This is a genomic window from Trichococcus flocculiformis (assembly GCF_963662535.1).
Lineage (GTDB): Bacteria > Bacillota > Bacilli > Lactobacillales > Aerococcaceae > Trichococcus > Trichococcus flocculiformis.
Map to the genome: position 1 here is coordinate 40567 of NZ_OY759718.1, position 19954 is coordinate 60520.

A 19954-nucleotide genomic window follows, 5' to 3' on the forward strand; every position below is an offset into this window, starting at 1 on the left:
AGCGGTAATGATGATTGGTCAGTTTTGATAAAAAGAAAAGCTTTTACTTAGCAACGTTAGCTCGGACATATGAATCCAAGGCAAAGAGAGCATCCGTCACGCTATCCGCATCAATCTGAAGCCCCATCTGATGAATGGTCTCTCCTTCTTGAGTTGCAAGCTTGCCAACTTCCAATAATTCTTCATAAGAAACATTATCCAACTTCAATTCTTTTAAAGTAGTCGGCAATCCCAACGCTTGGTAGAAAGAAATATAACGATCAAGTTCTTCTTTTGGTCGATTTTCCAACACAAGTTGGGCTAGCGTTCCATAAGCCACTTTTTCACCATGTGTCAATGTATGGATCTCTCCATGCAAAGCAGTGAACCCATTGTGGATCGCATGTGCTGCAGCTAAACCGCAACTTTCAAATCCAATACCGCTTAATAATGTATTTGCTTCTACGACAGCTTCTAATGCAGGTGTAACAACTTTCGCTTCACATGCCGCCATTGCTTTTAGTCCGTTTTCAAATAGGATTTTTTCACATTTTTCCGCAATTGCTTCTGCCGCTAGAGTTGGTGTGCCACCAGCCATTGTTTTGCCTGCATTCTTGATGATCGAACGACCTTCGACCCACGTGGCCATTGCATCTGCAATTCCTGAAGCAAGTAATCGGGAAGGCGCTTTTGCCACTACTGCTGTATCAACAAGAACTAATTCAGGATTCTTTTTGTAGAAAAGGTATTTTTCAAATACTCCTTCATCTGAATAAATAACCGAAAGTGCAGAAGTGGGTGCATCTGTGGAAGCAATTGTTGGTAAAACTGCAACAGGGACGGCCAATTGATCACTAATTGCTTTAGCGGCATCAATCGTTTTACCCCCACCTAACCCTATGACTAAATCTACTTGGACATCTCGGCCAATCTGACTTACACGTTGAATTTCAGCAGTGGAGGCTTCTCCATTAAATGGTACATATTTTACGTACATCTCAATCTTTTCGAGATTCTCCCGTAAATTTTTCCCAGCAATTCCATATACAATATCATCACTTAATAATAATGCTCGTTTACCTAAAGCCTTGATATAACTGGTTCCTGTCGACAGGACACCTTTCCCTTGAACGTATCTTGAAGGACTTGCAAATACTTTTTCCATTCTTCTTTTCACCTTTTCTGTTTTATTTTAGATTATAGACAGCAGTTCCTTCGCCGTAGATCGATTCCCAATCTCCCGTAAAGTCCACTACTGCTTTATCAATGGATGGCATTCCAAATGCTTGTTTAAGAATATCGCAGCCCATCGTTGCTGATTGTGCACCAGCTTCTAAAGCTGCATTCACTTGCGCTACATTTTTGAAACTTGCTGCTAAGATTTTAGTCGAGCTATTGGTACGTGAAATTTCCTTTGCCATTTCTGAAATAGCTTCTCTAGGATCAATATTAAGATTCTCCATCCGGTTGAAATATGGAGCAATATAATCTGCACCAGCAGCTATCGCTAAGTATGCTTGAAATTTAGTGTATATGGCTGTGGCAGTAACATTCATCCCACGCCTTTTCAATTCTTTGATGACTTTTAAGCCTTCTTGACTGGTCGGTACTTTGATGTATACTTCTGAGTCTATTTTTTCTGCAATCGTTTCAGCATCCCTGATCATGCCGTCATAATCGGTTGCAACCACTTGAACATGTAAAGATTTTTCTTTGCCAATGATTGAACGAATTTTCTTCATATGATCAAAAAATTGGATTTTTCCTTCATTTTTTATAATTGATGGGTTAGATGTTACCCCAGATAATGGGATAATCGCCGCATATGTTTCGATTTCATCTAAATTCGCAGTATCTAATAAAAACTCCATAATCTATCTTCCCCTAACTAGTTGATTGTTTTCGCTAAATTTCCATAAGTACATCCATCTGACCGCTATAAAATGAGATAGAACAGGAATATTCCTGTTCTATCCTCATTCAAACATGCTTAGATCACATGCTCTGTACGTTCAATAATGTCATCTTGCGTAGCTTTAGATAACGCGTTGAAGAATGCTGAATAACCAGCAACACGTACAATCAGATCGCGATGATTCTCCGGATGTTTTTGCGCATCGATCAATGTTTCTCTAGCTACCACATTGTATTGAATGTGGTACCCTTTTAATTTATTAAAGAATGTCCGAATCATCATAATCAATTTTTGCTTGTCTTCTTCTTTAGCAAGTGTTTGCGGATTAACTTTTTGATTTAGAAGTACCCCACCCAAAATATCTTCTGTAGGCAATTTCGAAATTGATTTCAATACAGCAGTTGGTCCGTGTTGGTCCATATTGTGAGAAGGTGAACATCCTTCAGCAAGTGGCGCCCATGCTTTACGCCCATCCGGTGTTGCCATCGTACCACGCCCTTGTCCGACATTGGCTGAGATAGAAGAAGTACCAGAGTAACGAATACCGCCAATTGGTCCACGTCCGTAACGTGTATTAGGATATTTTTTAATTTCATCGACATAGACGTCATATGATTTTACTGCAAATTGGTCAACATAATCATCATCATTTCCATATTTCGGAACATCATGGATGATCATTTGTTGGATTTCTTGACTGCGTTTACTTTCCCAGTCAGTCATCAAAGCTTCCCAAAGTTCTTCTTGTGTGACTTTGCCTTCTTCAAAAACTAATTTTTTGATTGCAGCTAATGAGTCAGCTAAGTTGGCGATTCCGACTTGCAATCCTGAAATAAAGTCATATACAGCTCCGCCTTCCTTCAATGTTTTTCCTCGACCGATACAGTCTTCAGTCAATGCCGAACATAGAATATCTGGCACTTCTTTTTCAATTGCTAAATCAATCGCATTTTCAACAATGACACTCATGCGAGTTAATTCGCGAACTGTCTTATCCCATACATCTTCCAATTCTTCATATGATTTCATATCTTTGAAGTGTCCATAACCTTCGGTAAAGCGTTTGCCAGACACTGGATCGATACCGTCGTTCATAGCAATCATTAAAATCTTAGGGAAATTCATGTAACTCATACCGGTACAACGATAACCCCATTTACCTGGTACAGCTGTTTCTACACACCCGATGGCACTGTAATTATACGCATCTTCTTCAGATACACCAAATTTGATAAATGATGGAATGATTATCTCATCATTATTGAAGGCAGGCATACCAAAACCAAGTTTCATGACTTCAATAGCCTCATTCATGAACGCTTTGTTTAACCCAGCGTGATAACGAACAGTCAAATTAGGTTGAGGTAATTTTGTTTGCGCAACGCTACGAAGTACTAAGAAAGAAAGTTCATTTACTGCATCTTTTTTATCTCTTGTTTGTCCACCGATTGTTACGTTTTGATATAAAGGACTACCTGCACTACTGTATGTGTGCGATTGGCTACGTACTTTATTGATGGTCAATGTTTTGATCCATAGGTTTGTCAACAATTCTACCGCTTCATCTTCTGTGATTGCACCTTTATCCAGATCTGCTTTCAAATATGGATACATATATTGATCAAAACGGCCATAAGACAGTGAGTGACCATTTGATTCAATTTGTAAAATTAATTGGATGAACCATGTAGCTTGTACTGCTTCTGCAAATGTTTCTGCCGGCTCATAAGGAACTTTCGCACAAATACGGCTAATTTCAAGTAATTCCTTTTTGCGTTCCGGTTTAGCTGTTTCAGCCATTTCTTTCGCTAATTTGGAGTAGCGATCTGCATACGTTTTCACTGCATCGATCACAATCAATACTGAATTATAAAAATGATATTTTCCAATACTATCCGTTTGAGTTAAATCCAAATCTGCTTTTGCTTTAAGAGCACGTTCTTTGAAATCTCTCAATCCAACTTCCAGCATTTTTTGATAGTCGACAGCTAAGTGGGCATCACCAGAATTCATTTTGCCTTCCATTCCAAAAAATCCTGTTTCCATATAAACTTGCACTTCTTCAGGTAATAGCACTCCTGCTTTAGCACGTAAGTTATTATTTTCCCAGAAAGGAGCAATGGAACGTAATTGTTCTTTTGTTTCTTCGGTGATATAGAACACATCACCATCACGTTTTTCAAATTTATCTAATTCATCAATCACGAAATCTAAAGTATATTCAGGGAAAATTGGTGCGTCTTTATTTGAACTTGCCTGGTTTCCAACGATCAGCGTTTGATCTTCAATATAGATAGACATTTTTTCTAAAATATTTTGCAACATCAATGCGCGTTTCATGTTACTTGTTTGATTTTGGTGTTTTTTATAGACTTCAGTTGCTAACAAAGCACGTTCTGCACAAATATAAGGTTTCTTTTCCAACACTGATTCACGATATTCATTCATACGTTCTGTCAATAATCCAAAATGCGGCTGATTAATAGTTGTTCTTTCTTTCGATTGAATATTCATATCGACACGCCCTTTCTTCGTTTGAAACTACAACATCTTTCTTTCGTAAAAAATATATCATAGTACCCCCTGAAGTGTCAAACGAAATATCAATACCCTTCGAAAGAAAAACAGGAATGCACAATTGTGCATTCCTGTTTTATAAGGTAGATTATTGAGTTAAACAGTAACAACTTTGATGCCCTTTTTTTCTAAGAACTGATGTTTCCCTTCTTCAATTCCACTATCTGTGTACACCATTGAAATATCCTTAAAAGAAAATTCCGAAACCACGCCTACCTGAGAAAACTTACTGGAGTCTGTCAAAACGATTGTATGGTTTGCTGCGGTCATCATCGTATTTGCAGTATCACACCGAGTAATATCACTTCCTGTGAATCCTCTACGTTCATCAAATCCATCAATTCCTACAAACAACTTATCAACATAAAAATCACTAATTATTTTTTTAACCAATGGTCCCACATTTACTTGAGAATCTTTTTGATACTCTCCGCCAATCAACACCACTTTGACGGATTCGGCTTTTCTGATATAAGAAGCGATAAAACAGGAATTGGTGATTATAGTCACTTCGTTTTTGTTATAAGCAAGTTCTTCCGCAAGCAAGGTACATGTCGAACCTGATTCAATCATGACCGTTTCGCCATCTTTGACTAGCTTTGCAGCCTCCATAGCAATTTTTCTCTTCAGATCGTAATTATACGCAAGCCGATAATTAATATCATCTTGATTATTCAAAACAGCAAAACCATGTTGTCGATGAAGAATACCTCTTGCTTCTAGCTTATCCAAATCCTTGCGAATGGTTACTCGTGATACTTTCAATAAATTCGCCAATTCATTTACTTCTATTTTCTTATTTTCACTTACTATAGAAATAATTTCTTCTTCTCGCGACATAAACATCCCTCACTTCAATTTTATTCAGAATACCATATTTAAGAATCCTAAACAATATTCCATCATTTTAATTTCGTACGTAACTATTTTTATTTACGTTTGATGTTTTTCGTGATAGAATACTCTTTAATAAAGAAAGAAGGGGATTTATATGACAACACAAACTCAATTGAAGGCATGTATCTTTAATATCCAAAAATTCAGTATCCATGACGGTCCTGGAATACGTACTGTGGTCTTTTTCAAAGGTTGTCCTCTACGATGTTATTGGTGTTCCAATCCCGAATCACAAAGTGGTATCCCGGAAAAAATATGGAATAATCAAAAAAAAATGTTTACAACTGTCGGAGACTACAAAACTATCGATGAAATAATTCAAGAGGTCATGAAAGATGTTGCATTTTATGAAGAATCAGGTGGCGGTGTCACGCTTTCAGGCGGTGAGGTATTGTATCAAGCCGAGTTTGCTACTGAATTGTTGCGACAATTGAAAGCTAAAGGTATTCACACTGCAACTGAAACAACAGGTTATGCAAAACCTGAAGTTTTTGAAAAATATATTGAACAAGTGGATGCTTTATACTTTGATGTAAAGCACTATGATCCTGAAAAACATCGCGAAGGAATTGGTACCACGAATGAAATGATTTTAAAGAACTTAGCTTTCGCTTTAGAAAATCATGAGAATCTGATTGTCCGCATTCCAGTTATTCCTAATTTCAATGATAGTCCAGAAGATGCGGAACAATTTGCATTGTTATTCAATAAAATGGGTGTTAAAACAATTGAGTTGCTTCCTTTCCATCAATTTGGACAAAAAAAATATGAAGATTTAAATCGCAAATATGAAATGCAAGATATCCCTCAACTTCATACAGAAGATCTGGAATACTTTAGAAAAATTATGGAAGAACACGGTATTTCTTGTCTTGTAAGATAGAATGCAAAAGATCCAATGAGAACTCACTCATTGGATCTTTTTTACTATTTTATTCGGTTGTTTTATTCATTTCCAGCTCGTTGTTGTATGCAATCTTGTCTTGAATTCTAAAGAATGGATAATAGATTATTGCGGATAAGGATAAGATTACAATTTGTAATACTGCTCCTTGCCATCCTGCAACCATCAATCCAGAAATAATTGCGGGCGTGCTCCAAGGCAACGTAACTCCCGCAAATGGTGTCATAAAGCCTACTGCGATTGAACCATAAACAAGCACAGCTGAAAGCACCGGCACCAATAAGAAGGGGATAAACATCACTGGGTTCATCACAATCGGAAACCCGAAGATTACGGGTTCATTCACATTGAACAGAGCTGGAAAAACCGCAACTTTCCCAAGTGCTTTATACTGTTGGGATTTGGCTCCAAATAGCATGGCAATGACTAATCCGAAGGTTATTCCAGAACCAGAAATGAGCAGGAAGCTGTCCAGAAATTGCTGCGTTACAATATGCGCGCCATTTTCTAATGACAAATTCCCGGCAGCGGAGAGCGCTTTGTTCGCATCTAAGTTTGACAATAGCAATGCAGTTACAATTCCATTGACCACTGATTGGCCATGAACCCCAAACCACCATAAGAATGAGATGAAAAATGCGATTCCAATGGCACCCGGCAACGACCCGGTCAAACCTTGCAACGGTACTTGAATTACGTCATAAATCATCTCAATAAAAGTGCCGCCATCTGTGATGGCTTTTGAAATAATATAGACGATCATCGACAATAGAAAGATCGCAAATGCAGGTGTCATGGCCTCAAACTGTTTTGCGATCGCTTGTGGTACTTGTTCAGGCATTTTAATAACGATTTTTTTCTGAATAAATTCCGTGTAAATTGCCCCAACAGTTAATCCGATAATAATAGCTCCGATAATTCCTTGACCACCAAACCATACTTTGGATAACGCATCACCAATCGGCTCCCCACTTTCAGGGACATAAGACGATCTCAACGTAATAAAGAATGATGAAAGTGACAAAACACCGGCTGGCAAAGGTTCTACCCCACTATTTTTAGCATATGAATATGCGATTGAAAAACAGGAAATCAATCCCATAATGGCAAACGTACCTGCATGAACTTGCATGAAAGGCTCTGTCCAATCAGGCCCGAAAATATTTGCAATTGCGTTATTGACACCTTCAAATGGAATTTGACCAAGAATCAAGAAAAGACTCCCGACAACCGTAAGAGGTAAAATGGATAACATCCCGTCCTTCAAAGCTATAATTCCGCGCATGTTTACAAATTTCATGATTGGCGCAATAATTTTTTGAGAGTTAAAATTTCCCATTGGCTATTTCCCTCCAAAAGCGGATACTTTATTGTTTGATAGACTTAAAGCAAGATCCAATACTTTTTCCCCATCCAACATTCCATAGTCAGCCATAGGAATCACTGCTAATGGGACGTCGCATTCTTTGCAAATCAGTTCAGACTTCCCGAATGTGTAACTTACTTGAGGTCCTAATAAAGCTACGTCCATGCCTTTAACACAGTCACTCAACTTGGCCTGAGGATAGGCGTCAATTTCTACTTCAAGGTTACGTTTTTGAGCTGCATTTTTCATATTGTTCACTAACATCCCTGTTGAAAAACCTGCTGCACAAAATAATCCGATTTTAATCATAATTTTCAATCTCCCTTTTATAAAATTGGTTTTTTTAGTTCTTTTCGCAAGTCAATGATTTCTTTTATTAAATTAATTTCTGTAATTGTCGTCATCAAATGGTCTTGCGCATGGACAAATAATGCAGTGATTTCTGATTTTGTCCCACCCGCTTCTTGGGCTAGAAAACGCGTCTGTAAATTATGCGCTTCATTCATTGCGACTTCAGCCAATTCCATTTCTTTTTCGCTTTCTTCAAAGTTTCCCTGTTTAACTTGACTCAATGCTTGATAAAGATGCTGTTTCGCATCCCCTGCATTTAAAATCAACCCCATAATAATTTGATCTGGTACAATCGTTTCCAATCCTATCCTCTCCTTCTCAAAACTCAATATAAATTAATTTTACAAAATGCTGTAATGTCTCGCCTCTATATTTTTCATACCAATGAACCCTTATCAATACTACGCTTCTTGTTGCACAATCTCTGATTCCGCTGCATTTACTTCTCTTTTCGTAAGCCCTAAGATTGCAACACCTGTCGCTACTCCCAAACCGACCGAAATCAAGAAACCTGATGGATTAGCATTTAGAGGTAAAATAAACAAACCGCCAAATGGGGCCATGACTGAACAACCAAATAATATTGATCCGCCTCCAGCAATGGCGGAACCAATCATACAGGCTGAACCAACTCGCAACGGATCTTTTAATAGAAATGGAATGCCCCCTTCAGAGATTCCGGCTAGTCCCATAATTAAATTTGTGATACCTTGGCCCTTTTCTATTTTGGTGAATTTGTTTCTAAAAATCAGAGTTGAAATCCCTGTAACATATGGCGGAATCAGTGCACCTGCCAAGACAGCCGACATCAAAGAATACTCTCCATTGGCTAGGGCTGCGGTTGCGAATAAATACGCTGTTTTATTGATTGGCCCTCCCATATCCGCTGACTGCATTAAAGCCAATACCGCTCCTAAGAAAACTTGACTAGATCCGCTCATTGATTGCAAACCAGAGTTCATCAAAATATTTAATTTGCCAATGACAGGTTCTACCAAAAATTGTGTAAGTATTGCTGTCAATACGGCCGATATCAATGGGACCAAAAGCAAATCCCTTAATATTGAGAATGTTTCCGGTAGCTTTTCAAATGCTTTCCTTAGGGCTAGAACAAGATAGCCTACGGCAAATCCCAACAATAACGCTCCCAAAAAACTAGAATCCCCATCCCTAGTTAACGCACCCGCCATCAATGCAGCTGGAATAGCCGATTTACCGGCAATGTAGAATGCAACACCCGCACAAAATACTGGAAGCATTAAACTAAACAACACATTCCCATTTTGATTAAAGAATGCCGCTAACGGTAAGTTGGTTCCATAATTAGCAGGATTGATTGAAATGTCATCCACTAAAAAACTAATCCCTAACATAATTCCGCCTGCTACTACACATGGCAACATATAATTGACACCTGAAATGATGGATTCTAAAATCGGATTTTTTTTCTTGTTCATAAACTACCTCGCAGTTGCTCTTGTAATTCACCTTTACTTAAATGAAATATTTCTGAATGTGTCAAATCAAACCGACAATTAGGACAATGCACTTCATGATACTGCTCGTATTCTTCAGCATTTACTACGTATTCTTCTAAGAAATGATAAAGCGCTCCGTACAAATTAGCATCATTATTTAATTTTGAATTTTCAATCACCGGAAGTAACAAGTACATTGAATTTGCTTGATAGATTCGCTTTACTTCGTTCATAATTTGATCTCTGACAATACGCTGATTACTTACACCGCCACAAATGATGAACCGTTCCGGATCCAAAACGTACTGAAGGCTGATGATCATACGCGCAATTTTACGACAATACTCACAAAATACTCTCCAAGATTCTTCGTTTTGTTCATTGATATATTTAAATACCATTTCTCCATCAGCATCCGGTGATAATCCATTAAGTTCTGCAATTTCACTAACCATTTTTGGAGCAGAGGCATCAAACCCACACATTTTATAAACTAAATCTTGATTTTCGATAGGATCGCCAATCATGTAACTCACTTCACCTGCCGAAAAATTTTGCCCGCGATGAAGTTTTCCATCAATAATGATTCCGCCACCAATGGCACTTCCTAAAACCATCACGACTGCATGTTTTGATTCATTCACCCCGCCACGCCATAACTCTGCAAGTGCTGCTGCTTTCCCATCATTCTCAATAGACACAGGTATGTTGTATCGACCAATTAAAATTTCTTTCAAACAAACTTCATGTAAGTAAGTTAAGCACCCGCCATAATAGACGATTCCTTGATAAGAATCAACAACACCTGGACAGCAAATCGAAATACCTTTAATTTCGTGTTCGTCGTAGCGATCAATCACATCGAACATACCGAACAGAAGCAAATCCAATGAACTTTTTGGTGTTGGGAATTTGTCCTTTATATAAATATTTCCCGATCGATCCAAAATTGCGTATTTTACTGAAGATCCTCCAATATCAAAAACCATGTACATAATAAAGCACTCCTTTTCCCTTCTCGCTTATAAGGCATCTTAAAAGTCGATAACCCAACCGCAAACAAACTTCATGTGAAACTTAAAACGAGTTCTTTCGCAATTAAAAAAATACCACCTGAAAGCGTATTCGTCAATACAACGGTGTCTAGTTTGGTTCATATTGCACTTTCGTGCAAATATAAATAGATTTATAGATGGCCCTTTTTTCTGTAAAAAATCATGTATCATAAGAAAAACAGCGCATCTGAAAGGAGATATTATGAAGACTAGTCTGTATAGGGAAAAATATTACCAAGCTCTACTCAAAGAGTTTCCGACGAAACAAGAGATTTCTTCTGAAATCATCAATCTTGAGGCGATTTTAAATTTACCTAAGGGAACAGAATACTTTATCAGCGACATCCATGGTGAATTCAAAGGTTTCCAGCATATCATCAATACAGGTTCCGGAATCATTCGAGAAAAAATCTATGAATGTTTTGGCTCACAAAAAACAAATGAAGAGTGTGAACAATTAGTAAGATTAATCTCTTATCCAGTGGAAATGATGCAGATCAAAAAATCCCAAACAACACCGAGCGAATTTGAAATTTGGACGATGGAGATTATCGCAAACCTTGTTCAATTCATTGTTTTTTGTTCCAGCAAATATTCTCGTTCTAAACTCAGAAAAAAATTGCCCCCAAAATATGTCTATCTTGGTGAAGAATTGATTTACGCAAGCCTCGCAAAGAAGACCAAAAGGACCTATATTGACAAAATACTGGAAGATATTGTGGAATTGAACATTGCTGAAGATGTGATCAAAGAGTTTTCCTGCACGATCAAATTTTTGGTCATTGATCATATGCACATCGTAGGGGACATTTTCGATAGAGGAACGGATGCTTATGATGTATTAAATTTCTTGATGGACTTTCCTTCTATTGATATTCAATGGGGAAACCATGATGTATTATGGTTGGGCGCGTTTTCAGGTTCAGAGGCCTGTTTGATGACTTTGCTGCGGATTGCTACAAAATACGGTTACTTGCTTGAGTTGGAAAAGCAATACGGCTTGAATCTGCGGTCATTATTCCAATTTTCAGAGGAAAACTATCAACTGCTCTCCTTATTTATTCCGCATTCTGACAACAAAACCGCGCACTCGAACTCACTTTCCAAAGTGCATCAAGCATTACTGATCCTCCAGTTAAAACTCGAAGGACTAATCATACTGCGGAACCCTGAATTCAAAATGAACAATCGCCTATTTCTGGAGAAATTAGAAGAGATTAAACATTCTCTCTCTGAAAATTGCTTTCAATTGGTCAATGCATCCGATCCATTTAAATTAACCAGATCAGAACGTCAGGTTGTCACAGATTTGATGTGTTCATTCCAGAAATCAACCCGATTAGATAAACAACTCAACTTCCTCATCGAAAAAGGAAGTCTCTACCTAAAATACAATCAAAATCTGATCTTTCACGGTTGTATTCCATTAAGTAAGAAAGGCGAATTTCAATGGTTTATAACACCGGAACTATACGGAAAATCTCTGATGGATTTTTTTGAAGATCAAATCAGAAAAGCATTTGACTTTAGACACAATCCCGATGAATCAGCACTGGACCTTGTATGGTATTGCTGGTGCGGTAAATATTCTCCTTTGTTTGGAAGAGAAGAAATGAAAACATTTGAGAGCTACTTCATGCGGTCCGATGAAGAAAAAAAAGAAACTAACAATGCGTATTTCCAATTAAGAAATCAAGACGAAATTTGTGACAAGATTCTAAGAGAATTCGGTATTGATGGAGAACATTCTTGCATTGTGAACGGGCACACTCCTGTGATTGCAAAAAAAGGCGAGTCCCCAATAAAAGCAAATGGGAAATTATTTGTTATAGATGGCGGCCTATCCCGGCCCTATCAATGTAAAACAGGAATTGCCGGGTATACTTTACTGAACAATTCCTACGGTTTCCAAATTGTTACCCATACACCCTTTGAATCAATCAATAAGTTTATCCACTCCCATTCTGGCGACTCAACATTAACCAAAGTAATCAACAGAGACTTATCCAGAAAAACGATTGAAGAAACTACCATCGGGGAACAAATCAAAGTGCAAGTCAATGAATTAAAAGACTTGCTTCAGTATCTTTAGCATGAATGCAGTCATTCTTAATACAAAAAAGATTTGGAAGGCTACCGCTGTATGCCTCCCAAATCTTTTTCAATTAACCAAAAACCGATTTCCTTCTTCATCCTTATCAAGTTCTAGAACTTTTAGAATTGTTTTTCTATCAGTCACTAAATGATTCACGTATCCTTTTTTTAAAATTGCCAAAATAGCTTGTGCCTTATTTTCTCCTTGTGCAACAGCTATTGATTTAGGAACGTTGGCCAATTGTTCCAAGGTTATACCGATTATTCTTTTTTGTAATTGCGTATGAACAGTCTCCCCTTCTGAGTTGAAAAATCTACAGCAAAGTTCCCCGACTGCTCCTTCTCTTACCAAAATACTATAGTCATCCTCAGTCAATAAGTCTCTCCATTGGCTAATTGTCTGATCCAACTCTCCTCCAATTCCGACAATAGCTAGGTCCAAGCTATTCCACAACATCAATAATTCTTCAAAGTACTTCGATCTTAAAATTCCAGATGCTAATTGCTCCGTTTCTTGAACAACCATCGCATTGATAAAAGTACTTTTCCCATTAAAGATTCTTGCCATTTCGTACACCAAGGTATTTACATGGTACCTTGCATTGATGTGACTAGGCCCACCGGCTAAAGGGCAAAAAGAAACATTCTTCACATATCTAGGCTCTATGTTCTCAACCACCTTACGCAAAGAGGACCCCCAAGAAATACCTACACTATCCTTCTCTCGAATTGTGTTACGGATCAGAGTGGCAGCTCTTTTTGCTATATCATCCATCAATGATTCTTGTGTTTCATCATGCCTATTTGAAACAATTTCTACTCTTCTCAAATCAAATTTTGATTGCACATACTCTTCCAATGCAAAAATTCCGACATCATATTCTTTGATTTCAATATTCACAATTCCTTCTTCTCTTGCTTGCGTTACCATACGACTGATAGTTGTTCGATAGATTCCTAGATCTTCAGAGATTTCAGTTTGGCTTTTCCCTTCCACAAAATATAGATACGCCACTTTAGCCAACAATCTTCTTCTCTCATCCTTCATAACAAGCGCTCCTTTATAACTCCACTATTTCGTCCCTCAAAGCTTCTTCACTTATAATAGCAGGACCACATTTACAAATGCAATTTATTATATTTCATTTGAAGTAATATTACCATCGTTTGAAATAACAACCTTGGATAATTCATCTTATCAATCATTGGACAGTACTTTTTGTTTTTGTCTAAAATTTAGTTCGTATTTCTTAATGCACTTCTTGTGATAAAAACTAAGTAAATTTTTCCGAATGATCAAATAAAGAAGGGAGTCCGATAACCGACTCTTTAACGGAGTGGTCTCAGCCTTCCTTCTTTTGTATGATTCGTATTCGTTCGGTCTCAGATTCGCCATTGCTGTACTCCATGAGTTTGCTGGAAAAGACTGGATCGTTTGCTTGCCCAATCAGGAGTATGGCACCAAATTTACATTTCTATTGGCAGTTCCCCGTCGGAAATACTGATAAATAATGGGTGTTCTTGATATTGGTCATTGGGATAATGAAGCGAGAAATTCCAAGTGCCGTCCATTTTTTGAAAAATCATACCGTGACCGCCATTTTCAATGAGTAGCTTGCTTTCATGTTTCCAGGGGCCTTGAATTTTTTCGGATTCAGAATAGGACACACCTACTGAATAACCTTTCCCCGCCCAACTGGACCACAACATTACTAAATTGCCATTTCTTGCTTTGAATAAACTTGGGCCATCGGAAAAATATGCTTCGCCATCAATACCAAATTCAGACTTAGCAAATGGAACCGCAAATGCCCACTTTGCATCGTTAGCGGCGAACAGCTTAAAAGGATCTCCAACAGTGGATTCCCAATCGTCGAAGAGTTGGATGGCGCACATATCGCCAGTTATTGTATCCTGTAACGTATTGGAATAAACCAAATACCCATATCCATCTTCTTCATAAATCGTTCCATCAATACATTCTCGATCTGATGGTGTCAACTGGGAACAATAATGAAAGGGACCTAATGGCGAATCAGCTTTTAATAGATTTACCGATTTCTTTCTGTTTTCTGCTCCTAGTGTAGCTACCAGATAGAAACTTCCCTCTTTATAGTAGCATTCGGGTGCCCAATAACTTTGATCTGCCCAGAAATCCTCTTCTTTACGGAATATTTCAAAGGGCCCCTCCCAATTGTCCAAATCAGCACTGACGTAGCAATCAAATCCATCCATTTCGCCCCAACAACTTTTACTCCGTGTTCCGTAAAGATAATATTTGTCTTCATACAACAAAACATAAGGGTCTCTGATGATGATCTCTTCAGTTTTCATGTGTAGCCTTCCTTCGTACAGAATTAAGTATCCGATAAAATTAATCTTTGATACTCCATATATAATCGATCGATATACCCATATTGTAATCGCATTCAATTCATGTGATAATGTTTATTTTAGGGGATAATCCGACAAAATTAGTCATTATTCGTGACAGAAGTTAAGAAATGAGTGAGCCGCGGTGAAGAAAAGTATTTACACACCTTACTATTTTATTCAAGATTATTTGACTGAGTATTTTTTAGCGTTTGAAAAGAAAACAACAGTTGTCAAAGCAATTCAATCTTCATATATGGAAAATAAAATATCTACAACTCCGTTTATACCAAATTTTTCTAGTTGGGACGTATCCGATAGCGAGTAGTTAGTTGAGCTTTTTTCAGAAAACACGATCGATATCTCGCCGATCATCCGTGATCCAAAAAGATTTACAACAAATGTATCTGAAGACTACTTCATTTTCTCTGACAGAGACGCCAAAATATTGCTTCATTTTTATAATGAAGCAGCTCACTCTCATAGTCATAATTATTTCGAAATAAACTATGTTTTAAAAGGCAGCATGAAATTTGAATGTGTCGGAGAAACCAGAACAATGAGTGAAGGCGAACTGTGTATTATTGCTCCCGAAACAAACCATACTATAGTAGCAGATGATCAGAGTATCATCATCTGTATAGTAATCAAAAAAAGTACATTCCACACTTCATTTTTTGATATCTTACGTTATGATAGCCTGCTGTCTCAATTCTTTCACAATAGTTTATACACTTCCAATAAAAATTACTTGCTGTTTGTAGTTCCACCTAGTGAGAAATTTTGCGAAATCATCAAGAATATTTTTATTGAATCCCACTCCAATGAACCGAATGCAAATGCCGTTTGCTGCAGCTACATCAATATATTTTTGAATGAAGTGTTAAGAAATTTTAGCAACACCTATCTATACTTCAAGCCAACAAACACGATTTCTTCGCAAATCACTCCCATACTGGCATACATAAAAAATAACTACCAATCAGTATCGTTGCAATTTCTAGGTGAAAAATTCAATTATGATGCGGCATACTTAGGCAAACAGATAAAAAGATTGATGGGATCTTCCTATAATGAAATTGTAAACAAGTATAAAGTGGATAATGCAGTGCTATTACTGAAGTATTCTGAGAAAAAAATATCAGAAATTAGCGAAGCCGTCGGATACAACTCTACTGACCATTTTTCTCGCTGTTTCAAAGATGAATTTTATGTTTCACCAATACAATACCGGAAAAAAATGCAATCAAATTTTGAAGATGATGATTATTTTCATTAAAACGCCAAAAAAAGATGCATCAAACGTCCGAAAACGTTGATGCATCAATATACCGGCGGCCGGGGTCGAACCGGCACGCCCTTGCGGGCACTGGATTTTGAGTCCAGCGCGTCTGCCAATTCCGCCACGCCGGCATGATATGAAGAATGCAATTTTCCATCTTACTTATACTTATGGAAAGGCGGTAACCGGATTTGAACCGGTGATAGAGGTTTTGCAGACCTGTGCCTTACCACTTGGCTATACCGCCGAGATGTTGCTATTTGAAAAAACTGGGCTAGCTGGATTCGAACCAACGAATGACAGAGTCAAAGTCTGTTGCCTTACCGCTTGGCGATAGCCCAATAAGAGGGCGACTGATGGGAATTGAACCCACGAATGCCGGATCCACAAACCGGTGCGTTAACCACTTCGCCACAATCGCCATAATATAATGTTGAGACAGGGGTAGTAGGAATTGAACCCACACCGACGGTTTTGGAGACCGTTGTTCTACCTTTAAACTATACCCCTATTCAGAGTACGCTTTTTTAAAACAATGGAGGGAGGCAGATTCGAACTGCCGAACCCGAAGGAGCGGATTTACAGTCCGCCGCGTTTAGCCACTTCGCTATCCCTCCATCATATAAAAAGTGGTCCGAGACGGATTCGAACCGCCGACACCTTGAGCTTCAATCAAGTGCTCTACCAACTGAGCTATCAGACCAAAATAATAAGAAAAGCGTAACGGGTTTGTTCAGCCCTGAAAGAAATTTAGGGAATTGTGCCGACTGAGCATCGTAGAGCGCAATAGGTACAATTTATCTAATTTCCGAAGGGATAACCCGTGAAGCTAGCCATCTTGTTAGAAGCATAGCCCACTTTCCAGAAACAAAACGGCTCCGACGGGATTTGAACCCGCGATCTCCTGCGTGACAGGCAGGCATGTTGACCCCTACACCACGGAACCAATGGAGGTTGACGGGATCGAACCGCCGACATCCTGCTTGTAAGGCAGACGCTCTCCCAGCTGAGCTAAACCTCCATAATGCTGGAAACACTGTGAACTGATGTTCAAGTGTCTCATGTCTGTACAACAGCTGAAGCTGCAACAGCCATGACAATGATCCGTACGGGAATCGAACCCGTGTTACCGCCGTGAAAGGGCGGTGTCTTAACCGCTTGACCAACGGACCGTTAAGTTAAAAATACTATTAAGATGGAAAGTGTTGCTTGGAGTTGGGCTCCATTTGTATCCTGTCTGCAGAACAGCCGAAGCCGCAACAGACATGACAATGATCCGTACGGGAATCGAACCCGTGTTACCGCCGTGAAAGGGCGGTGTCTTAACCGCTTGACCAACGGACCGTAAATTTGAAAACTATTTAAATAGGAATAATTGGATGGAGCTAACATCCATTCTTATCCTGTCTAGAAAGCAACTAAAGCCGCAACAGCTAGGATGATGATCCGTACGGGAATCGAACCCGTGTTACCGCCGTGAAAGGGCGGTGTCTTAACCGCTTGACCAACGGACCATAAGTTTAGAATACATATTGCAATGGAGGTTGACGGGATCGAACCGCCGACATCCTGCTTGTAAGGCAGACGCTCTCCCAGCTGAGCTAAACCTCCAGGGATTGAAAATCGTAGAGCCTAGGCTCCGGTGTATCCTGTCTGTGCAACAGCTAGGATAATGATCCGTACGGGAATCGAACCCGTGTTACCGCCGTGAAAGGGCGGTGTCTTAACCGCTTGACCAACGGACCATCTTGTTTATTTTTCTGATAAAGCTACGGAGAAGGAGGGATTTGAACCCTCGCGCCGCGTTAACGACCTACACCCTTAGCAGGGGCGCCTCTTCAGCCACTTGAGTACTTCCCCTAAAAAAGAGAACTCCACTATCTGTATGCTTTATCAATGGGCCTAAATGGACTCGAACCATCGACCTCACGCTTATCAGGCGTGCGCTCTAACCAGCTGAGCTATAGGCCCTTCTTAAAAAAAGCGGGTGAGGAGAATCGAACTCCCGACATCAGCTTGGAAGGCTGGGGTTTTACCACTAAACTACACCCGCATGGCGGCTCCGACGGGATTTGAACCCGCGATCTCCTGCGTGACAGGCAGGCATGTTGACCCCTACACCACGGAACCATGCGTTAAAACTTTTATGAGGTTACACTGTGGGCTTTCGCCCAAGTGTATCATGCTTGTAAGCTGCTGAAGCAGCGACAATCATGACAATTGCGGGGACAGGACTTGAACCTGTGACCTCCGGGTTATGAGCCCGGCGAGCTGCCAACTGCTCCACCCCGCGATAATGAATAATAAGGAAACACTGTGCGCTTACGCTCAAGTGTATCATGTCTGTACTGTCGCTAAAGCACCAACAGCCATGACAATGGCCTAAGGCCACCAAAGGAGGATAAGGGATTCGAACCCTTGCGCGCTTTTACACGCCTGACGGTTTTCAAGACCGTTCCCTTCAGCCGGACTTGGGTAATCCTCCATAAGCTGATACATTTTTTCATGGACCTTGCAGGACTCGAACCTGCGACCGGACGGTTATGAGCCGTCTGCTCTAACCAACTGAGCTAAAGGTCCGAAGCAAGGCATTATAGCGGCGAAGGGGGTCGAACCCATGACCTCCCGGGTATGAACCGGACGCTCTAGCCATCTGAGCTACACCGCCAAAAATGAAAAAATGGAGCCTAGCGGGATCGAACCGCTGACCTCCTGCGTGCAAGGCAGGCGCTCTCCCAGCTGAGCTAAGGCCCCGTGAAGATTGTTGAATCGGGAAGACAGGATTCGAACCTGCGACCCCTTGGTCCCAAACCAAGTGCTCTACCAAGCTGAGCTACTTCCCGGTAATAATTATTAAAAAATGCACCCAACAGGAGTCGAACCTGTAACCGCTTGATTCGTAGTCAAGTACTCTATCCAATTGAGCTATGGGTGCCTAAATGCCGAGAATCGGAATCGAACCGATACGGTGATCACTCACCGCAGGATTTTAAGTCCTGTGCGTCTGCCAGTTCCGCCACCCCGGCATGTTACTGTTGTTTCTTTCATAAGATCTGGCATAGTCCTTATGAAAGCGGAAGACGGGGTTCGAACCCGCGACCCCCACCTTGGCAAGGTGATGTTCTACCACTGAACTACTTCCGCGAATGGTGCCGGCTAAAGGATTCGAACCCTCGACCCTCTGATTACAAATCAGATGCTCTACCAACTGAGCTAAGCCGGCGTATTCAATTATGCGGGTGAAGGGACTTGAACCCCCACGCCTTGCGGCGCTAGATCCTAAATCTAGTGCGTCTGCCAATTCCGCCACACCCGCAAATGAGTTATGCAGGGCTCGAACCTGCGACCCTCTGATTAAAAGTCAGATGCTCTACCAACTGAGCTAATAACTCATCCTAAGAAAAAAACTCCGCAAGTAGGACTCGAACCTACGACATCATGATTAACAGTCATGCGCTACTACCAACTGAGCTATTGCGGAATAATTCACTAAACAAAAAAAAAGCGCGGCAACGTCCTAGTCTCACAAAGGGAAACCCTTCACTACAATCGGCGCTAAGAAGCTTAACTTCTGTGTTCGAGATGGGAACAGGTGTGACCTTCTTGCCATCGTCACCGCACATTTTTAATTAGAGAACGTTGTTCTCTCAAAACTGAATCTACAAAAGTAAAGGGATTCCGAA

The 19954-nt window shown here is 39.8% G+C and carries 14 protein-coding genes, 31 tRNA genes and 1 rRNA gene; 3 read left to right on the forward strand and 43 right to left on the reverse strand.

Going from position 1 to position 19954, the window contains the following annotated elements:
- Positions 1-43: 43 nt before the first annotated feature.
- The 4 genes from ACKPCD_RS00215 to ACKPCD_RS00230 all read right to left on the reverse strand — a co-directional run bounded on the left by ACKPCD_RS00215 (position 44) and on the right by ACKPCD_RS00230 (position 5311).
- Positions 44-1144: a glycerol dehydrogenase gene (locus tag ACKPCD_RS00215; RefSeq protein ID WP_321433696.1), complete on the reverse strand. Its 1101-nt coding sequence runs from the start codon at positions 1142-1144 to the stop codon at positions 44-46.
- A 22-nt stretch (positions 1145-1166) separates the two neighbouring features.
- On the reverse strand, positions 1167-1850 hold the full coding sequence (locus tag ACKPCD_RS00220) for a fructose-6-phosphate aldolase (RefSeq protein ID WP_321433697.1): 684 nt from the start codon (positions 1848-1850) through the stop codon (positions 1167-1169).
- A gap of 119 nt (positions 1851-1969) precedes the next feature.
- Positions 1970-4408: a glycyl radical protein gene (locus ACKPCD_RS00225; protein WP_321433698.1), complete on the reverse strand. Its 2439-nt coding sequence runs from the start codon at positions 4406-4408 to the stop codon at positions 1970-1972.
- A gap of 159 nt (positions 4409-4567) precedes the next feature.
- Complete coding sequence (locus ACKPCD_RS00230; protein WP_321433699.1) at positions 4568-5311, reverse strand: DeoR/GlpR family DNA-binding transcription regulator; 744 nt, start codon at positions 5309-5311, stop codon at positions 4568-4570.
- 151 nt (positions 5312-5462) lie between these two features.
- Between ACKPCD_RS00230 and ACKPCD_RS00235 the strand changes: the two genes are divergently transcribed.
- Positions 5463-6251 carry a glycyl-radical enzyme activating protein gene (locus tag ACKPCD_RS00235; protein WP_321433700.1) on the forward strand — a complete coding sequence of 263 codons (789 nt, stop codon included), beginning with the start codon at positions 5463-5465 and terminating at the stop codon, positions 6249-6251.
- Between the two features lie 49 nt (positions 6252-6300).
- Here the strand turns inward: ACKPCD_RS00235 and ACKPCD_RS00240 are convergent, their stop codons facing one another.
- The 5 genes from ACKPCD_RS00240 to ACKPCD_RS00260 all read right to left on the reverse strand — a co-directional run bounded on the left by ACKPCD_RS00240 (position 6301) and on the right by ACKPCD_RS00260 (position 10462).
- Positions 6301-7611, reverse strand: coding sequence for a PTS sugar transporter subunit IIC (locus tag ACKPCD_RS00240; protein ID WP_321433701.1), 1311 nt, complete (start codon positions 7609-7611; stop codon positions 6301-6303).
- 3 nt (positions 7612-7614) lie between these two features.
- Positions 7615-7947, reverse strand: a complete 333-nt coding sequence (locus ACKPCD_RS00245) for a PTS sugar transporter subunit IIB (RefSeq protein WP_321433702.1) — start codon at positions 7945-7947, stop codon at positions 7615-7617.
- Between the two features lie 17 nt (positions 7948-7964).
- Positions 7965-8291 (reverse strand): PTS lactose/cellobiose transporter subunit IIA, encoded by a 327-nt coding sequence (locus ACKPCD_RS00250; RefSeq protein ID WP_321433703.1) that lies wholly within the window; start codon positions 8289-8291, stop codon positions 7965-7967.
- A gap of 99 nt (positions 8292-8390) precedes the next feature.
- The gene (locus tag ACKPCD_RS00255; RefSeq protein ID WP_321433704.1) at positions 8391-9446 is read right to left on the reverse strand and encodes a PTS fructose transporter subunit IIC; all 1056 of its coding nucleotides are present in this window, start codon (positions 9444-9446) and stop codon (positions 8391-8393) included.
- On the reverse strand, positions 9443-10462 hold the full coding sequence (locus ACKPCD_RS00260) for an ROK family protein (RefSeq protein WP_321433705.1): 1020 nt from the start codon (positions 10460-10462) through the stop codon (positions 9443-9445). The genes ACKPCD_RS00255 and ACKPCD_RS00260 overlap by 4 nt, the downstream gene beginning before the upstream one ends.
- Positions 10463-10724: 262 nt before the next feature.
- Here ACKPCD_RS00260 and ACKPCD_RS00265 point away from each other — a divergent pair, with 262 nt between their 5' ends.
- Complete coding sequence (locus ACKPCD_RS00265; RefSeq protein WP_321433706.1) at positions 10725-12614, forward strand: fructose-bisphosphatase class III; 1890 nt, start codon at positions 10725-10727, stop codon at positions 12612-12614.
- 69 nt (positions 12615-12683) lie between these two features.
- Here the strand turns inward: ACKPCD_RS00265 and ACKPCD_RS00270 are convergent, their stop codons facing one another.
- Together ACKPCD_RS00270 and ACKPCD_RS00275 are read right to left on the reverse strand one after the other, a co-directional pair.
- The gene (locus ACKPCD_RS00270; protein WP_321433707.1) at positions 12684-13664 is read right to left on the reverse strand and encodes a sugar-binding transcriptional regulator; all 981 of its coding nucleotides are present in this window, start codon (positions 13662-13664) and stop codon (positions 12684-12686) included.
- A gap of 419 nt (positions 13665-14083) precedes the next feature.
- Positions 14084-14950 carry a glycoside hydrolase family 43 protein gene (locus tag ACKPCD_RS00275; RefSeq protein WP_321433708.1) on the reverse strand — a complete coding sequence of 289 codons (867 nt, stop codon included), beginning with the start codon at positions 14948-14950 and terminating at the stop codon, positions 14084-14086.
- A 487-nt stretch (positions 14951-15437) separates the two neighbouring features.
- On the opposite strand from ACKPCD_RS00275, the gene ACKPCD_RS00280 reads away from it, so the two are divergent.
- Positions 15438-16268, forward strand: coding sequence for a helix-turn-helix domain-containing protein (locus tag ACKPCD_RS00280; protein WP_321433709.1), 831 nt, complete (start codon positions 15438-15440; stop codon positions 16266-16268).
- Positions 16269-16318: 50 nt separating this feature from the next.
- Here ACKPCD_RS00280 and ACKPCD_RS00285 read toward each other — a convergent pair.
- From ACKPCD_RS00285 to rrf, 32 genes are all read right to left on the reverse strand, one after another.
- Positions 16319-16402 (reverse strand) — tRNA-Leu (locus tag ACKPCD_RS00285).
- Positions 16403-16447: 45 nt separating this feature from the next.
- Positions 16448-16518 (reverse strand) — tRNA-Cys (locus ACKPCD_RS00290).
- 22 nt (positions 16519-16540) lie between these two features.
- Positions 16541-16612: transfer RNA gene (locus ACKPCD_RS00295), tRNA-Gln, on the reverse strand.
- Between the two features lie 7 nt (positions 16613-16619).
- Positions 16620-16692: transfer RNA gene (locus ACKPCD_RS00300), tRNA-His, on the reverse strand.
- A gap of 18 nt (positions 16693-16710) precedes the next feature.
- Positions 16711-16781, reverse strand: a tRNA-Trp gene (locus ACKPCD_RS00305).
- A gap of 26 nt (positions 16782-16807) precedes the next feature.
- Positions 16808-16888, reverse strand: a tRNA-Tyr gene (locus ACKPCD_RS00310).
- A 13-nt stretch (positions 16889-16901) separates the two neighbouring features.
- Positions 16902-16974: transfer RNA gene (locus ACKPCD_RS00315), tRNA-Phe, on the reverse strand.
- A 170-nt stretch (positions 16975-17144) separates the two neighbouring features.
- Positions 17145-17217, reverse strand: a tRNA-Asp gene (locus ACKPCD_RS00320).
- Positions 17218-17219: 2 nt separating this feature from the next.
- Positions 17220-17292, reverse strand: a tRNA-Val gene (locus ACKPCD_RS00325).
- Positions 17293-17371: 79 nt separating this feature from the next.
- Positions 17372-17443: transfer RNA gene (locus ACKPCD_RS00330), tRNA-Glu, on the reverse strand.
- 100 nt (positions 17444-17543) lie between these two features.
- Positions 17544-17615, reverse strand: a tRNA-Glu gene (locus ACKPCD_RS00335).
- Positions 17616-17713: 98 nt separating this feature from the next.
- A tRNA-Glu gene (locus ACKPCD_RS00340) sits at positions 17714-17785 on the reverse strand.
- 24 nt (positions 17786-17809) lie between these two features.
- Positions 17810-17882: transfer RNA gene (locus tag ACKPCD_RS00345), tRNA-Val, on the reverse strand.
- A 62-nt stretch (positions 17883-17944) separates the two neighbouring features.
- Positions 17945-18016, reverse strand: a tRNA-Glu gene (locus ACKPCD_RS00350).
- A gap of 27 nt (positions 18017-18043) precedes the next feature.
- Positions 18044-18131: transfer RNA gene (locus ACKPCD_RS00355), tRNA-Ser, on the reverse strand.
- Positions 18132-18168: 37 nt separating this feature from the next.
- Positions 18169-18242, reverse strand: a tRNA-Ile gene (locus tag ACKPCD_RS00360).
- Between the two features lie 11 nt (positions 18243-18253).
- Positions 18254-18324, reverse strand: a tRNA-Gly gene (locus tag ACKPCD_RS00365).
- Between the two features lies 1 nt (position 18325).
- Positions 18326-18401: transfer RNA gene (locus ACKPCD_RS00370), tRNA-Asp, on the reverse strand.
- Positions 18402-18491: 90 nt separating this feature from the next.
- Positions 18492-18564, reverse strand: a tRNA-Met gene (locus tag ACKPCD_RS00375).
- Positions 18565-18666: 102 nt separating this feature from the next.
- Positions 18667-18756, reverse strand: a tRNA-Ser gene (locus ACKPCD_RS00380).
- Positions 18757-18777: 21 nt separating this feature from the next.
- Positions 18778-18851: transfer RNA gene (locus ACKPCD_RS00385), tRNA-Ile, on the reverse strand.
- 14 nt (positions 18852-18865) lie between these two features.
- Positions 18866-18939, reverse strand: a tRNA-Met gene (locus ACKPCD_RS00390).
- A gap of 13 nt (positions 18940-18952) precedes the next feature.
- Positions 18953-19025, reverse strand: a tRNA-Ala gene (locus ACKPCD_RS00395).
- A 15-nt stretch (positions 19026-19040) separates the two neighbouring features.
- Positions 19041-19114 (reverse strand) — tRNA-Pro (locus ACKPCD_RS00400).
- 18 nt (positions 19115-19132) lie between these two features.
- Positions 19133-19206: transfer RNA gene (locus tag ACKPCD_RS00405), tRNA-Arg, on the reverse strand.
- A gap of 5 nt (positions 19207-19211) precedes the next feature.
- Positions 19212-19297 (reverse strand) — tRNA-Leu (locus ACKPCD_RS00410).
- Positions 19298-19343: 46 nt separating this feature from the next.
- Positions 19344-19415: transfer RNA gene (locus tag ACKPCD_RS00415), tRNA-Gly, on the reverse strand.
- A gap of 3 nt (positions 19416-19418) precedes the next feature.
- Positions 19419-19494 (reverse strand) — tRNA-Thr (locus ACKPCD_RS00420).
- Positions 19495-19505: 11 nt separating this feature from the next.
- Positions 19506-19587, reverse strand: a tRNA-Leu gene (locus tag ACKPCD_RS00425).
- 3 nt (positions 19588-19590) lie between these two features.
- Positions 19591-19663, reverse strand: a tRNA-Lys gene (locus tag ACKPCD_RS00430).
- Between the two features lie 15 nt (positions 19664-19678).
- A tRNA-Asn gene (locus ACKPCD_RS00435) sits at positions 19679-19752 on the reverse strand.
- Between the two features lie 23 nt (positions 19753-19775).
- Positions 19776-19891 (reverse strand): 5S ribosomal RNA (gene rrf / locus ACKPCD_RS00440).
- Between the last annotated feature and the right edge of the window lie 63 nt (positions 19892-19954).

Bases quoted from the DNA above. Each gene is read 5' to 3' on its own strand.
- ACKPCD_RS00215 (WP_321433696.1), bottom strand. From the start codon at position 1,144: ATGGAAAAAGTATTTGCAAGTCCTTCAAGATACGTTCAAGGGAAAGGT.
- ACKPCD_RS00220 (WP_321433697.1), bottom strand. From the start codon at position 1,850: ATGGAGTTTTTATTAGATACTGCGAATTTAGATGAAATCGAAACATAT.
- ACKPCD_RS00225 (WP_321433698.1), bottom strand. From the start codon at position 4,408: ATGAATATTCAATCGAAAGAAAGAACAACTATTAATCAGCCGCATTTT.
- ACKPCD_RS00230 (WP_321433699.1), bottom strand. From the start codon at position 5,311: ATGTCGCGAGAAGAAGAAATTATTTCTATAGTAAGTGAAAATAAGAAA.
- ACKPCD_RS00235 (WP_321433700.1), top strand. From the start codon at position 5,463: ATGACAACACAAACTCAATTGAAGGCATGTATCTTTAATATCCAAAAA.
- ACKPCD_RS00240 (WP_321433701.1), bottom strand. From the start codon at position 7,611: ATGGGAAATTTTAACTCTCAAAAAATTATTGCGCCAATCATGAAATTT.
- ACKPCD_RS00245 (WP_321433702.1), bottom strand. From the start codon at position 7,947: ATGATTAAAATCGGATTATTTTGTGCAGCAGGTTTTTCAACAGGGATG.
- ACKPCD_RS00255 (WP_321433704.1), bottom strand. From the start codon at position 9,446: ATGAACAAGAAAAAAAATCCGATTTTAGAATCCATCATTTCAGGTGTC.
- ACKPCD_RS00260 (WP_321433705.1), bottom strand. From the start codon at position 10,462: ATGTACATGGTTTTTGATATTGGAGGATCTTCAGTAAAATACGCAATT.
- ACKPCD_RS00265 (WP_321433706.1), top strand. From the start codon at position 10,725: ATGAAGACTAGTCTGTATAGGGAAAAATATTACCAAGCTCTACTCAAA.
- ACKPCD_RS00270 (WP_321433707.1), bottom strand. From the start codon at position 13,664: ATGAAGGATGAGAGAAGAAGATTGTTGGCTAAAGTGGCGTATCTATAT.
- ACKPCD_RS00275 (WP_321433708.1), bottom strand. From the start codon at position 14,950: ATGAAAACTGAAGAGATCATCATCAGAGACCCTTATGTTTTGTTGTAT.